Genomic DNA, 13,785 nt, shown 5'->3' with positions numbered 1-13,785 from the left:
AATCCAAATATTTAGAGCTGAAAGGAGATCACTATGAATGAACATTGGTTATCAATCATCACTGAAGTTGGTTTTCCGATTGCAGTCACTTTTTATCTACTGCATAGAATTGAAACAAAGCTAAATACATTGATAGAGGCGATTACCATTCTTCCAGAAAAACTACTGATCAATTCAGCAGATAAGAAGCAGTAAGCTCATTAAATATATTTAATTGTGTCAAACTGATTGATTTTTTTGAAAAATCAATCTTTTTTGTTGCTGAAAATTTGCAACCAAGCTATAATAAACGATAACGACTTTTGATGGACGCTCATAAGGAGGGAAGAAGATGCCGATTAATGTGCCCAAGCAGCTTCCAGCTCGTGCAATATTAGAAAAAGAGAATATTTTTTTAATGGAAACAGATCGAGCAACGACTCAAGATATTCGTCCATTAAAAATATTAATTTTAAATCTTATGCCGGATAAGGAACGCACTGAAACCCAATTATTACGCTTGTTAAGTAATTCACCACTCCAAGTGATGGTGGATTTTATTCATACTGAAACATATCAATCAAAAAATGTCCAAAAATCACATTTAGAAAAATTTTATTTAACCTTTTCCGATATTAAAGCAAAACGTTATGATGGCTTAATTATTACGGGGGCTCCTGTTGAACATTTAAAATTTGAAGAGGTTGATTATTGGAATGAACTCGTAAACATTATGGAATGGAGTAAAACACACGTCACGTCTAGCTTGTACATTTGTTGGGGAGCGCAGGCTGCACTCTATTATCATTATGGAATTAATAAATTCGAACGAGACAAGAAGATTAGTGGTATCTATGTACAAAGGTTAATAAATCCAACAAATAAACTAGTACGTGGTTTAAATGATGTCTTTAGAGTTCCGCATTCTAGGTATACGGATTCAGATTATCAAGCCATCGCACAACATCATGATTTAATAATATTAGATGAATCTGATGAAGCAGGACCATTGTTAATCGTATCAAATGATGAAAAAAATGTGATGATTACAGGGCACATTGAATATGATGCTGATTCATTACTTAGAGAATACGAGCGTGATTTGGCGAAAGGCATAAAAATTCAACAACCGTATAACTATTTTCCAAATGATGATCCAAATCAGGCTCCAATCAATTATTGGCGCTCTGAAGCTTATTTAATATTTTCGAACTGGTTAAATTATTTTGTCTATCAAGAAACACCATATACATGGTAAAAGGGGAGCCATTAAACTTCATTGGCTCCCCTTTTAACTATTTACTTTGTAAATCAAGGCGTTTCTTCATCTTCTAAATGAAGACTAACTTCAATTCGAACTAATGAACGACGTAACGTAACCTGAAGGCTTCTCATTTGAATTTCTTCAGCAGCCTCAAGAGCGGCTTCTGCTTCGCGTCGATCTTGCTCAGCACGTTCTAAGTCAATTTCATCAGGTCGTTGTGCGATAGTTGTATAAATATCTACATCAGTACCATTAATTTCGACAATACCATTGAAAACGGCTAACTTTTTTTCAATACCATTATTAAAAATGCGGAGAATTCCCTCACCTAAAACAGTTGAAACTGGTTCATGTCGAGGTAATACTCCTAGATCTCCGTCAATACAACGCATGATCAACATATCTGCTTCTTCAACAAATTTCACACCTCGAGGTGTCGTTATTGTTAGGTTAATTTTTTCATCATTGACTAACTCAGTCTGTTGTTCAGACATATTAATCACCTTGTGCGCTCTTGTATTTTTCTACAACTTCATCTATCGTTCCAACATTATGGAAATATCCTTCTGGAATCTCATCATGAACACCTTCGATAATTTCTCTAAAACCTCGAATGGTTTCTTCAACTGGGACATAGCGCCCAGGGATTGACGTGAATTTCTCAGCAACATGAAACGGTTGAGATAAGAACTGTTGAACTTTTCTCGCTCGATTCACTGTAAGCTTATCTTCTTCAGATAATTCATCCATCCCTAAGATCGCAACGATATCTTGAAGATCCTTATAGCGCTGTAAAATACTTTGTACAGCACGTGAGACACGATAGTGCTCATTTCCAACAATGCTTGCTTCTAAAATTCGTGAAGATGAGTTAAGTGGATCGATTGCTGGATAAATGCCTTGTTCCACAATCGCTCGAGAAAGTACTGTTACTGAGTCTAAATGAGCAAATGTTGTTGCTGTTGATGGGTCTGTATAGTCATCCGCGGGTACATAAATTGCCTGTACAGATGTAATTGAACCAGACTTTGTTGAAGTAATACGTTCTTGTAATGCACCAATCTCAGTAGCTAGAGTTGGTTGATAACCTACAGCACTAGGTGTTCTTCCTAGTAAAGCCGATACCTCTGATCCAGCTTGAACAAATCGGAAAATATTATCAATGAACAATAATACATCTTGTTGTTGCTTATCTCTAAAGTACTCAGCCATTGTAAGACCTGTAAGACCTACTCTCATACGGACTCCTGGTGGTTCGTTCATTTGACCGAAAATTAAACCAGTTTTATCAATTACACCAGAGTTCTTCATATCATAGTACAGGTCATTCCCCTCACGAGTACGTTCACCTACACCAACGAACATTGAGTATCCTCCGTGCTCTTGAGCAATACTGTTGATTAACTCCATAATTAATACAGTTTTACCAACACCCGCTCCACCGAATAAACCAATCTTACCACCTCTTGAGAAAGGACAGAGCAAATCAATAGCCTTAATACCTGTCTCAAGCATTTCTGGTTCTGCTACTTGATCAGCAAGACTAGGTGGGTCTCGGTGGATTGACCATTTTTGCTTTGCTTCGATTGGTGGTTGGTTATCAATCGGTTCTCCTAAAACATTCACCATTCGTCCCAAGACCTCTTCACCAACAGGTACAGTAATTGGCGATCCTGTATCAACCGCCTCCATACCTCTTGTCAGACCGTCTGTCGGATGCATTGAGATACATCTAACTGTATCATCCCCTAGATGTTGCATAACTTCTAAGATAATTGTTTCATCATTGTGCTTGACTTCGATCGCATTATATAATGCTGGTAACTCACCTTCAAAGTGAATATCTATAACTGCTCCTATAATCTGAATTATCTTACCTTTATTATTAACTATCATGTATTCCACCTTTACTTATTTACTTAAAAAATTTGCACTACCTACAATTTCGCTAAGTTCTTGTGTGATAGCTGCCTGGCGTTTTCGGTTATACATACTAGTTAAGTCTTTAATGAGATCTGATGCATTATTACCTGCAGCGTCCATATTAACCATTCGTGCTGCTTGTTCACTCGTATGCGATTCAGAAAATGCTCTAAAAAGACTCATATGCAGATATAATGGCATCATTCGTTCAATAAATGTTGCTAAATCTGGCTCATATTTCTTTTCATTGTTTCGGTTATTATCTTCTAGCTTAACCCCAGTTGCGACTGGAAGCAATCGCTCTACTTGTGGAGTATAACTTAACACATTTTCAAAGCGCGTATATGCAACAAACACTTCTTCCACTTCACCAGACAAGTAGAGATCCGATAACCATTTTGCAAGGTTTTCGGTTCCGTAATAGACTTGTGAATCTGCAATGTCTGTAATTTTACGGATAATATTTTTTTCTCTCTTTTTTAAATAATCATTACCTTTAGATCCTACTACAAGTATCTTTTCATTCTTGCCGTTGTTCATATGTTTCATCGTTTCAGACAAAATGTTTGCGTTATAGCTTCCTGAAAGACCACGATCACTTGTAATTATGATATATAATGTATTCTTAACTTTTCTTTCATAATAAAACGGGTGTGTCTCTACTTCTTCTAGATTTCCTATTTCCTCAGCTACACGCTTCAATTTCCCGTAGATAGGACGGACACCTTCCAACTGCCTTCTAGCTTTTTGCAACTTCGTGGAGGCGACCATATCCATCGCTCTTATAATTTGTTCTGTAGAGCGGACGTTTTCGATTCTTTGCTTAATATCTCTCATCGAAGTCACATCGGTACCTCCTTATTAGTTGTATTGATACTGTTTCTTTGTTTCCGTAATCGCCTTATCAATTTCTTTTTCTAGATCTTTTGAAATGTCTCCAGTTTGTTTTATTTCTTCTTTAATGTGTGGAGCATGTTGATTGACATAATTGATAAAGTCTCTTTGGAATCTTAGTATCCGTTCAACTTCAATATCTGTAAGATGCTTGTTGCTTAAAGCATAGAGGATCAATACTTGATCTTCAACTGCCATTGGTCTATACTGCGGCTGCTTAAGTACTTCGGTAATGCGCTCACCTTGATTTAGCCGATCTAATGTGTCTTGGTTTAAATCTGATCCAAATTGAGAGAATGCGGCTAATTCTTTATATTGAGCAAATTCAATTCTTAATGGACCAGCTAGTCTCTTCATAACTGGAATTTGTGCTGATCCACCAACACGTGAAACAGAGAAACCAGGGTTAATAGCCGGACGAATACCATCATTAAATAAATCTGACTCTAAGAAAATTTGTCCGTCAGTAATAGAGATGATATTTGTTGGAATGTATGCAGAAATATCGCCTTCTTGTGTCTCAACAATTGGTAGTGCTGTTAAAGTACCACCACCGTTTTCCTCACTTAGGCTCGCTGCGCGTTCTAGCAGTCTTGAGTGAAGATAGAACACATCACCTGGATATGCTTCTCGCCCAGGTGGTCGACGTAGAAGTAAACTAATTGCACGATAAGCAACAGCATGTTTTGATAAGTCATCATATACGACTAATACATCTTTACCTTTATGCATCCATTCTTCAGCAATTGCACAACCTGCATAAGGTGCAATGTATTGTAATGAAGAAGACTCACTTGCTGTAGCTGCAACAACTGTTGTATATTCCATAGCCCCTGTTTCATTAAGGGCTTTTATAATTCTCGCAATCGTTGATGCTTTCTGTCCAATTGCTACGTATACACAATAAACATCTTTATCTTTTTGATTAATAATTGTATCAATACCAATGGCTGTTTTACCTGTCTCACGGTCACCAATAATTAATTCCCTTTGACCTTTTCCGATTGGTACAAGTGCATCAATAGCTTTAATACCCGTCTGTAACGGTTGATTAACTTCTTGTCTGTCAATTACACTCGGGGCAGGACTCTCAATTAATCTGTACCCATCAGATGCAATTGGACCTTTTTCATCAATTGGTTCTCCTAGTGCATTTACAACACGACCAAGCATACCGTCACCAACTGGGACTTCAGCCATTCTTCCTGTTAATTTAACAGGATCTCCTTCTTTTATGCCTGCATCTGAACCCATAATGACGACACCAATACTGTCTTCATCTAAGTTTAATGCCATACCATAAGTCCCGTTAGCAAATTCAAGGAGCTCACCGCTCATTGCACTATTCAACCCATGAACACGCGCAATACCATCACCAACTTGAATGACTGTACCAGCTTCGGAAAAATCTAATTCATCTGTATAAGATTTAATTTGTTGTTTTATTACCTTGCTAATTTCATCAGGATTAATGATCATTGATAACCTCCTCTCTTCAATCGTTCTTTCATGACATTTAATTTAGTTCTGACTGTACCATCGAAGATTTTACCATCGACTAAGATATAAAATCCTCCAATCACATCAGGATCATGTTCAGCATGAATGTCAACTTGCATGTTAGTTTGTTTTGTTAATATTTTACGGATTGATTCTAGTTGTTCTTGTTTAAGTGGTTTAGCAGATACGACTCTTGCCTCAATTTTTCCTAAACGTCGCTTGGCACGATTAATAAATTCTGCTAAAGCGGGTACTATGAGTGATTCTCGATTCTTCTTTACCATAAGTGATAAAAATCCCATGAGGTGTTGAGAAATCTTACCCGAAAATGCATTTTCAAAAAGGTCGTACTTAGCTGAATCTGCAATGTGGGGATGAGTTAAAAAAGCTTGACTATCATGGTCTAATAACATATCCCTAACTAAAATCGCTCCTTGTAAATCTTCACTTAAGCTATCATTTTCATCAGATAGTTCTATAAGTGCATTTGCATAACGCTCATTTAGTTTTGCCATTGCGTGTCCTCCAACTTAGCTAATGTTTCCTCAAAAATTTTATTTTGAGTTTCATCATCTATGTTTTGAGTGATATATTTTTCGGCCATTAGAGAGGCAAGTTCAATAATATAGAGGCGTGATTCTTCTTTAAGTCGAGCTTTCTCTTTTGAAATACTCTCCATTGAACGTGCTTTTAATTCTTGAGCTTCTTTCCTAGCTGCTTCAATAATAGTTTTACCTTCTTCTTCAGCAGCGAGGCGTGCAGCCTCAAGAATCTCAATTCGTTCATTATCTATTTCTTGTAGTTTATTATCATATTCTGCAATGAGTTCATTACCTTTGGCCATCACAGCCTCTGATTCAGTTAACTTATTCTGAATACGTTCAGCACGATTTTGCAAAAATAGTTTAACGGGTTTATATAGAAGCCAATATAAGATGACTGATAATATAATTCCGTTAAGGAGTTGAAGACCTGAAGTGAAAAATGTTTGCAAATCTAAACCAAAAACGCGTCCATCAGGGGCTGTTTGAGCTAAAAGTGATACCATATTAAGCAATTAAAATAGCCTCCTTTCGCTCTGTTCCATCAGATGCATTTCTGCTTAACCTAAGTAGTTAAGTAGAATTGTAACAAGTGGGTTAGCGAATAACATGATGATCGCGATTAAAAGACCATAAATACCAGAAGTTTCAGATAATGCTAATCCGACAAACATAGTAGTACGGATAGAATCCGCTGCTTCAGGCTGTCTAGCCATTGATTCTAAGGCTTGTGAGGCAATTTTCGCCTGTCCAAATGTAGTTGTGATACCGTTTAATAGTGCGATTGCTGCTGCGATGTGCGCGATTGCGATTACAAATGCTAATGGATCTTGCATATTTAATTCCTCCAATTCAATTCTCATTTATTTTTTATAATTTATTTTTATTGTCAATGCATGAAAACCATTACTATTCTGCAGCTGTTTTAACATACATTAGACTTAAAATAACGAAGATATAAGTTTGCAAAGCACCAATGATTACGTCAAAAAATGCATGAAGTATTGACGGAATTCCAACTTGGACCAACATTGGTGTCAATGCGTAATAAAGCGTAATGATTATCGTTCCTGATAACATGTTACCAAATAGACGGAAACTTAATGAAACTGGCTTGGCTAATTCTCCAATTAAGTTCATCGGAAAGAAAATGTAATGCGGTTCGAAAAATTCCTTAAGGTAATCGCCTTTACGGTGCTTAAAGCCCATGTAGAACATTAATACTAAACTTACAAAGGCCATAGCAAACGTGGTTGCCCAATCAGCAGTTGGTGGTCTAAGTCCAAATATACTGAACAATGCCGACCATAACAGCAACATAAATACCATGAAAAACCAAGGAGCAATATAAGATAGTTTTTCACCTACTGTACTTTTAACAAAATTTTCGAAGATCTCAATAACTGCTTCAATCGCATTTTGAAATCCGCTTGGTACTTCTTTAAATTTCCGAAGCTTGATCCGTGCAATGATAGCTACGATAATTAGGAACAGCATAATAAACCAAGTATTGACGATAGTTTCAGTAATCCAAAATTCATGACCGAAGATTTCTATTCTCCATAGATTATCTATTTCTAAACCCAATCTCTCATCACCACCTGTCTTGAAAATCAATTTAGATTAATTTTTAGCTGTAGATCTAATTGTATAAACAGCTATTTGGAATGAAATAATCCCTACCGCTACACCCCACAAACTGATTTGCGGCACAACTGCTCCTAGAAAAAGCACAACACCAGAGAGTAATAATCTAAGAACATGCTGGATTGTAACATAGTTGCCTGCGGTTTTCTTTTCCATCTTAAGTGCTTTATTGACGGTATATTCTAGGAGAAATACTTTAGTAATACTAACGGCTGAGCCAAGTGCGGCTCCAATTAAAAATGGAAGGAAATCTAAAGAGCGGTGGTAAATGACTGATCCCAACGTACTAATTAATGAAATAGTTATAATGGTTATAACCATTTTTTTGGCTAAACTAGACAGTTTCATGATACCTCTCTTCTCTATAATCTTTCACTGGTCGTTATCAATTATTCTTTGGGAAAATAAAATAATGATTTAAGTGCTGCTCCTGCACCTAGAAGGGAAAAAACTAATAACAACCAAGGAGACGTTCCGAATAGGTTGTCCAGGTATTTCCCCATGAAAACACCGATCAATATCGTCGTTCCTATTGTTACGCCTATTTGTGAGAAGTACGTTAACATTCGCATCATTTCATTTTTTTTAGGGCGCTGTTCATTCCCATCATTTTGTATACTCAAGTTAACGACCTCCCCGCTTAAAAACATGGTATCCTAAAAACAAACAGTTTTGGATACCATGTTTCGCCTGTAAAAATCGTATCATAAAATTTTAGAAAGTGTCAAGAAATAAGCTGACTTCCAAAGGCTAACAGTAAACTTTTTATTTCCATTCCGATAATGATTGCGTTTGCAAATCATGTCCGAATATTTTAGATTTAACAGATATATGATGATTACTTTTAAAAGTTTTTTATATAGATAATCTAAAATGTTCTCCTTAATCATTGATAACTCAAGGCTTTTATTGTATTTTTAACTATGAGATATTGCTTCATTTTAGATTCAGGATACTTTTAACAAGAAAGGCTTGCATTTAAAACTTATGCTTGCTATAATGAACTTAGCTATTTTGTTCGACAAAACACTTCAAGTAACTGACATCGTGAAAGTTTTCGTTTTGATGCTTGAGCAAGAATAGTAATACATGTGTGTGGATATACCACACTAGGAGGAAAAGTAATATGGCACAAGGAACAGTTAAATGGTTTAACGCAGACAAAGGTTTTGGATTTATCGAAGTTGAAGGTCAAGATGATGTATTCGTACACTTCTCAGCTATTCAAGGCTAAGGCTTCAAAACACTTGAAGAAGGACAAAGCGTAACTTTCGATATCGAAGAAGGTAACCGCGGACCACAAGCAGCTAACGTTGTTAAAGCGTAATTACTAAAAAACTTAAAAGAGAACGAAATTATTCGTTCTCTTTTTTTAATGATCTTTTTTAGCGAGTAGATTCAATTATGTGGGGACAGCACAAACTAAAGATTAATATCAATTGATATCATAGCTAAATGAGGCTGGGACAAAACCCAGTAAAATAACAACGAGGCTGGGACATAACCAGTCTCATCCCTAATTTTAAGCTTCAATGATATAAACAGCGTAATCAGGTATAATACGTCTTAGTTTAACCCTTGCATTTTCTGCTTCTTTCTTGCTATCAAATGCAGCTGTTATAATTCGATAACCTGGATTCCAATCAAGGCTTTCAGGAACTTCATAAAGTGCCCATTTTTGCTCTTTTTTGATATCAGCTTTTGCCTTTACTAAATCTTCTGCATAATTAAACTTGCCTGTTCTTAAACGGTACCTCATTTTGTTATCCTCCTTATCTAAATAATTTATTGGATTTACGGCGTTGCTCTTATTAGAATTCCACCGTCCTTTGTGTAGCTCAAAATGTAAATGTTGTCCGTAGCTTTGGCCTGTATTCCCCATTACTCCAATTATTTGCCCTTGTCTAACTGTTTGACCTTCTGAAACTCTTCTAGATCCGTCTCTCATATGAGCATATACTGTTTCCCAAGTTTGTCCGTTTACATTATGAACAATCATAATACATTGACCATAACTTGTAGAATTGTATGATCTAGCAACAGTACCGGAAGCTGATGCATAAATAGGATGATAACCACTTTCTGCAATATCAATTCCATGATGATTGGGTCTGGATGGTGTCCGAAAGCCACTCGTTACTCGTTTAGTTGTGGTTGGCCAAATAAAAGTTGCCATCTAGTACTCTCTCCTTTTTAGTATTTTAATAAAGGAATTAATTAACCCTCTATTAAATTAAATTTATCATGAAGGATAAGCTTAAAAATGACACCAAAGTGACATGATCGACAACTCCTCTTTAAATCATTTAAAAAAGCCATCTCACAAAATGAGACAGCTTTACTTACCGTTACCTTTATTTTTTTACCCTGATAAACTGTTCGGCTGGACTACTAGCAACGTTTTCAATCAGACTGACAAACTCGATTATGCCATTGGCTATAACGAACGCTTTAATGACTTTTGTTAAATATTGTCTTTTCAAATAAATAAACAGCACCAATTTTGATGAGGCTTTACGTCCAACTTTACTACTCAATCTTCCCACTAAAAAATCTGCTGTTATTATAATAATGCGCTTTAACTACCACTCCCATATTGTGGGTGGACTCGAATATAGGTTTAATTAAAAAGAAAGATAATAAAACGGCTAACTATCATTAGTAATAGTCTAGCACATAGCTGCATAATATTTGCGGGCTAAATTCAAACAATGAAATAAGTCTTGATATGATAGGTTTTATAAGGCCAATCATATCTCTTTCAATATTACAATCATGTAAGATTTTGAGTTTCGCTAAAAATAAGCCGGATCGTTGTCCCTTCTCCAACCGTTGAATCCAACTCAAGACGATGTTCTAGCTTTTCAGCAACTTCTTTTACTAGATAAAGTCCCATCCCCGTTGATTCTCGGTATTTCCGGCCGTTTTCCCCTGTATAAAATTTGTTGAAGACTCGCTTTTTATCCACAACTGGAATACCGACACCAAAGTCCTTTACTTCAAGTACCGCTTCCCCTAACCTTTCATAAATGGAAATGACAAGATGATTCGTTTTTCCAGTAGAATATTTGACCGCATTATGTACTAATTGTGTTAATAGGAAGAAGAGCCACTTCTCATCGGTCTCTACTGAAATGCTGGGCCTTTCTTCCTTTAATTGTGGATATACTTCATTTCGAATATAAAACCGCTTATTCTCTTGATTCACTTCATGTACAAGCCTGGAAAGCATGACCGGTTTAATCTGGAAATCCTCAGTAATGGTACGCAATCTTGCCATATATAGCACAGTATTCAGACCATTTCGCATTCGCTCCGTCTCCTCACGAATACTAGAGGACTCTGGCTCATCAAGTGATTGAGCTGTCAACTCTATAACAGATAATGGTGTCTTCATTTGATGGACCCAACGATCCATAAAAAGTAAATGCTCGTCCTGTCTGCCTTCCGCCTTTTGAAGTTCTTCTTGATATAAACGATATTGCGAAATAAGCAATTGATCGAACGCTTCTGATATTGGGGCTCGTTCAGTCGTTTCAAGTGATTCATCTAGCGTTTGCAGCGGATTCTGTAGTCTTCGGTAAAGATTTTTTCTGCTCGTATATCGATAGATGAGAAATACAGTTATTAAAATCAATGATAGAAAACTAGCATAAATGGTAACACCTAAACCTCGATAGCCGTCTAACCAAAACAAGGTAATGATCAGGGCACATTGAATAAGCTGGATGATAATCAATAACAAATGTTCGCGAAGAAATAATTTCATTCTTTCCCTTCTTTCCAAGTCACTTGGAGCCGGTATCCTGCTCCCCTTACAGTCTCAACAGCATCCTCAATCCCCAACTCCTGAAACTTTTTCCTAACACGCGTAATATTTACATTCAATGTATTTTCATCAACGTATGCTTGATCATCCCAAAGTTTAGCCAACAGATCCTGACGACCAGCCACACGAGGATAGCGCTCAAGCAGACTTTCAATAATATCTGTCTCTTTTTTTGTTAAGGTAGTCACTTTATCTTCAAAACGTAACTCTAATCGTTCTGGATATAAACTTAAACCGTCTTGAATAAGCATCCTTTCATCATACTTTGCTGCATATTCCCCATATGCACGACGGAGCTGACTTCTAATTTTCGCCATGACAATATCAGGGTGAAATGGCTTGGTAATAAAATCATCGCCACCATTTTCTAATGCCATCACTTGATCCATCTCACCAGTTCGAGCTGAAATGAAAATGACCGGGCAAATCGACTCTTTTCGAATTTGTCTACACCAATAATAGCCATCATAGCTAGGTAAGTTGATGTCAAGTAATATAAGATTAGGTTGTGTACGTCGAAACGTATCGATAATCGTTTCAAAATCCTCAGTCATAACAACTTCATAGCCATATTTTTCAATATAGGAACATAGATATTCGGCAATTTTCATATCATCTTCAACAATCATAATTTTTTCCATAAATTGATTCTCCTAGCCTAGTATTTAACTCAAGTTTAATTTAACATAAGCATTTGATCAATTGACATTTTTAGATATTGTAGAATGCATGAATTAAGACATAGTGTAGGTAGGATTGGCAGGCAAGTGCGCCTTGGCGTATTTAGCATTCGTCTATATAGAAGTGAGCAAGTTAGAAACAGTGGCGTTTGGACGAGCTAGTACCCATAGCAAAGCGCTCTTTTCCAGCACGATCCTACTTGTTTATTGAAAAATGCGATATAAAAAAGGGGGGAAATCGATTAAGATCTTGCTAGCTCTTAAGTATTCGTCTCTGAAAAATACGACAACCTTGATAGATGACTAAAATGATTGTAATAAAACTTTGCCCTAGTAATTGCTGGACTAAGTTGCCTATGGGCGCTTTACTAAGATTAGATACTAAAAAGCTTATGGCAACAAACAGTAAACCAACCACAAGATTGGTAGAAATAAAGACAGTTAAGGACTTTGTTTGTTTTTTGATGATCAGCCAAAGTGCAACTACGACAAAGATAGTTAGCAATAGAAACTCAATAAAATAGGCCCATTCACTTAACTGTTTCAGCTGTACAAACACTTCTTGACTGATTTCTTCGGTATCGCCCCATTCCTTCCCAATATTCGCTTTAGATAGTTCAAGCCCTAAATAACTGCTATTCAAACTAGTTAAAATCAAAATATAGCATGCGATAAACTTCTTGTTAATCATTTCTCTCCCCCACTTTAAGGAGTTTTTCTAAACACAAAGCAACTATACCACTTACTTCTATAAAAAGATAACAGTTATCCATTAATTTTACAAGAAAAGGGATATGAGTTTACCAAAGTGAAAGGTTAAGAATAAAAGCCGAAGTTAGAGCGGTTAAGAAGACGTGTTCAAAATGGTACCAAATGGTTGGAAGCGTATTTATTCAAAGTCTAGTCTATTCTTTTGTTAATTGAACAGCTATAATCAAAAAAGGGGGGAGAAATATGACAAACAATAGATTCAAAGCTATCGCTGCCGTACATATTTTTTTATTAAAAGCTGATCAGATTTTGTTACTTAGACGATATAACACAGGGTATGAAGATGGAAACTACAGTGTCCTGGCTGGACATATTGACGGTGGAGAAGATGTCATTACTGCTGCTCAAAGAGAGGTATTAGAGGAAGCTGGTATTACTATTTCTACTCAAGACTTAAGCATCGTCGGCGTTATGCACCGAAAAGCAGAAGATGAGCGAATTGATTTCTTTTTAACAGCTGAGAACTGGACAGGAGAGATAGTCAATATGGAACCTAACAAATGTGATGAATTAGCTTGGTATCCGCTCAACGAATTACCTGATAATCTGATTCCATATGTCCGTAAAGCAATTGAAAATTATATAGCAGGTCAACCCTTTGATCTGTATGGTTGGGCTAACAGGCAGAAGGAAGTTGACTGCTAATCGTCTTATCATGCTACGAAGCTGATTCAACATGTTTTTTATTCAGCCTTCCATTACCTAACGACTTATTAGTTCTCGGACGATAAGTATGCGTTTGGAAACAGCAAATGA

17 protein-coding genes and 1 pseudogene are annotated in these 13,785 nt (G+C 36.5%); 4 read left to right on the top strand and 14 right to left on the bottom strand.

All coding sequences use genetic code 11. The features are described 5' to 3' along the window. The first annotated feature begins 33 nt into the window (after positions 1-33). Both ASE01S_RS14785 and metA read left to right on the top strand, forming a co-directional pair. Positions 34-195 carry a YvrJ family protein gene (locus ASE01S_RS14785; RefSeq protein ID WP_067844164.1) on the top strand — a complete coding sequence of 54 codons (162 nt, stop codon included), beginning with the start codon at positions 34-36 and terminating at the stop codon, positions 193-195. Positions 196-331: 136 nt separating this feature from the next. Further along, on the top strand, positions 332-1,237 hold the full coding sequence (metA, locus tag ASE01S_RS14780) for a homoserine O-acetyltransferase MetA (protein ID WP_067844161.1): 906 nt from the start codon (positions 332-334) through the stop codon (positions 1,235-1,237). Positions 1,238-1,290: 53 nt separating this feature from the next. Here metA and atpC read toward each other — a convergent pair whose 3' ends face one another. The 10 genes from atpC to ASE01S_RS14730 form a co-directional block, all read right to left on the bottom strand. Further along, the gene (gene atpC, locus ASE01S_RS14775) at positions 1,291-1,737 is read right to left on the bottom strand and encodes an ATP synthase F1 subunit epsilon (RefSeq protein ID WP_067844157.1); all 447 of its coding nucleotides are present in this window, start codon (positions 1,735-1,737) and stop codon (positions 1,291-1,293) included. 1 nt (position 1,738) lies between these two features. Continuing rightward, the gene (atpD, locus tag ASE01S_RS14770; RefSeq protein ID WP_015010402.1) at positions 1,739-3,139 is read right to left on the bottom strand and encodes a F0F1 ATP synthase subunit beta; all 1,401 of its coding nucleotides are present in this window, start codon (positions 3,137-3,139) and stop codon (positions 1,739-1,741) included. A gap of 15 nt (positions 3,140-3,154) precedes the next feature. Further along, positions 3,155-4,003, bottom strand: coding sequence for an ATP synthase F1 subunit gamma (gene atpG, locus ASE01S_RS14765; RefSeq protein ID WP_245630398.1), 849 nt, complete (start codon positions 4,001-4,003; stop codon positions 3,155-3,157). A 24-nt stretch (positions 4,004-4,027) separates the two neighbouring features. Further along, positions 4,028-5,539, bottom strand: a complete 1,512-nt coding sequence (atpA, locus tag ASE01S_RS14760) for a F0F1 ATP synthase subunit alpha (protein ID WP_067844151.1) — start codon at positions 5,537-5,539, stop codon at positions 4,028-4,030. Next, the gene (gene atpH / locus ASE01S_RS14755; RefSeq protein WP_067844148.1) at positions 5,536-6,075 is read right to left on the bottom strand and encodes an ATP synthase F1 subunit delta; all 540 of its coding nucleotides are present in this window, start codon (positions 6,073-6,075) and stop codon (positions 5,536-5,538) included. The genes atpA and atpH overlap by 4 nt, the downstream gene beginning before the upstream one ends. Next, entirely contained in the window at positions 6,063-6,608 is a 546-nt protein-coding gene (locus ASE01S_RS14750; RefSeq protein WP_245630397.1) for a F0F1 ATP synthase subunit B, read from the bottom strand. Before ASE01S_RS14750 ends, atpH begins: the two co-directional genes overlap by 13 nt. Before the next feature lie 54 nt (positions 6,609-6,662). Next, on the bottom strand, positions 6,663-6,938 hold the full coding sequence (gene atpE, locus ASE01S_RS14745; RefSeq protein WP_067844142.1) for an ATP synthase F0 subunit C: 276 nt from the start codon (positions 6,936-6,938) through the stop codon (positions 6,663-6,665). A 73-nt stretch (positions 6,939-7,011) separates the two neighbouring features. Beyond that, positions 7,012-7,689, bottom strand: coding sequence for a F0F1 ATP synthase subunit A (gene atpB, locus ASE01S_RS14740; protein WP_067844138.1), 678 nt, complete (start codon positions 7,687-7,689; stop codon positions 7,012-7,014). Between the two features lie 36 nt (positions 7,690-7,725). Beyond that, positions 7,726-8,097, bottom strand: coding sequence for an ATP synthase subunit I (locus tag ASE01S_RS14735; RefSeq protein WP_067844135.1), 372 nt, complete (start codon positions 8,095-8,097; stop codon positions 7,726-7,728). A gap of 41 nt (positions 8,098-8,138) precedes the next feature. After that, on the bottom strand, positions 8,139-8,372 hold the full coding sequence (locus ASE01S_RS14730) for an AtpZ/AtpI family protein (protein ID WP_067844133.1): 234 nt from the start codon (positions 8,370-8,372) through the stop codon (positions 8,139-8,141). 503 nt (positions 8,373-8,875) lie between these two features. Between ASE01S_RS14730 and ASE01S_RS14725 the strand changes: the two are divergent. Continuing rightward, positions 8,876-9,076, top strand: a pseudogene (locus ASE01S_RS14725) (cold-shock protein). A 195-nt stretch (positions 9,077-9,271) separates the two neighbouring features. Here the strand turns inward: ASE01S_RS14725 and ASE01S_RS16025 are convergent. The 4 genes from ASE01S_RS16025 to ASE01S_RS14705 form a co-directional block, all read right to left on the bottom strand. Continuing rightward, positions 9,272-9,925 carry a peptidoglycan DD-metalloendopeptidase family protein gene (locus ASE01S_RS16025; RefSeq protein WP_083512167.1) on the bottom strand — a complete coding sequence of 218 codons (654 nt, stop codon included), beginning with the start codon at positions 9,923-9,925 and terminating at the stop codon, positions 9,272-9,274. A 597-nt stretch (positions 9,926-10,522) separates the two neighbouring features. Continuing rightward, positions 10,523-11,518 (bottom strand): sensor histidine kinase, encoded by a 996-nt coding sequence (locus ASE01S_RS14715; protein ID WP_067844130.1) that lies wholly within the window; start codon positions 11,516-11,518, stop codon positions 10,523-10,525. Beyond that, a complete protein-coding gene (locus ASE01S_RS14710) occupies positions 11,515-12,219 on the bottom strand; it encodes a response regulator transcription factor (protein ID WP_067844127.1) in 705 nt (234 codons plus the stop codon). Before ASE01S_RS14710 ends, ASE01S_RS14715 begins: the two co-directional genes overlap by 4 nt. Before the next feature lie 292 nt (positions 12,220-12,511). After that, positions 12,512-12,949 (bottom strand): hypothetical protein, encoded by a 438-nt coding sequence (locus tag ASE01S_RS14705; protein WP_067844123.1) that lies wholly within the window; start codon positions 12,947-12,949, stop codon positions 12,512-12,514. A 263-nt stretch (positions 12,950-13,212) separates the two neighbouring features. Between ASE01S_RS14705 and ASE01S_RS14700 the strand changes: the two genes are divergently transcribed. Then, entirely contained in the window at positions 13,213-13,674 is a 462-nt protein-coding gene (locus tag ASE01S_RS14700; RefSeq protein ID WP_067844120.1) for an NUDIX hydrolase, read from the top strand. Positions 13,675-13,785: the final 111 nt, after the last annotated feature.

This window comes from Amphibacillus sediminis NBRC 103570, from assembly GCF_001552275.1.
Taxonomy (GTDB): Bacteria; Bacillota; Bacilli; order Bacillales; family Amphibacillaceae; genus Amphibacillus_B; species Amphibacillus_B sediminis.
The sequence above is the reverse complement of the archived record's forward strand: the minus strand, read 5'-3'. Positions and strand labels throughout refer to the sequence as shown.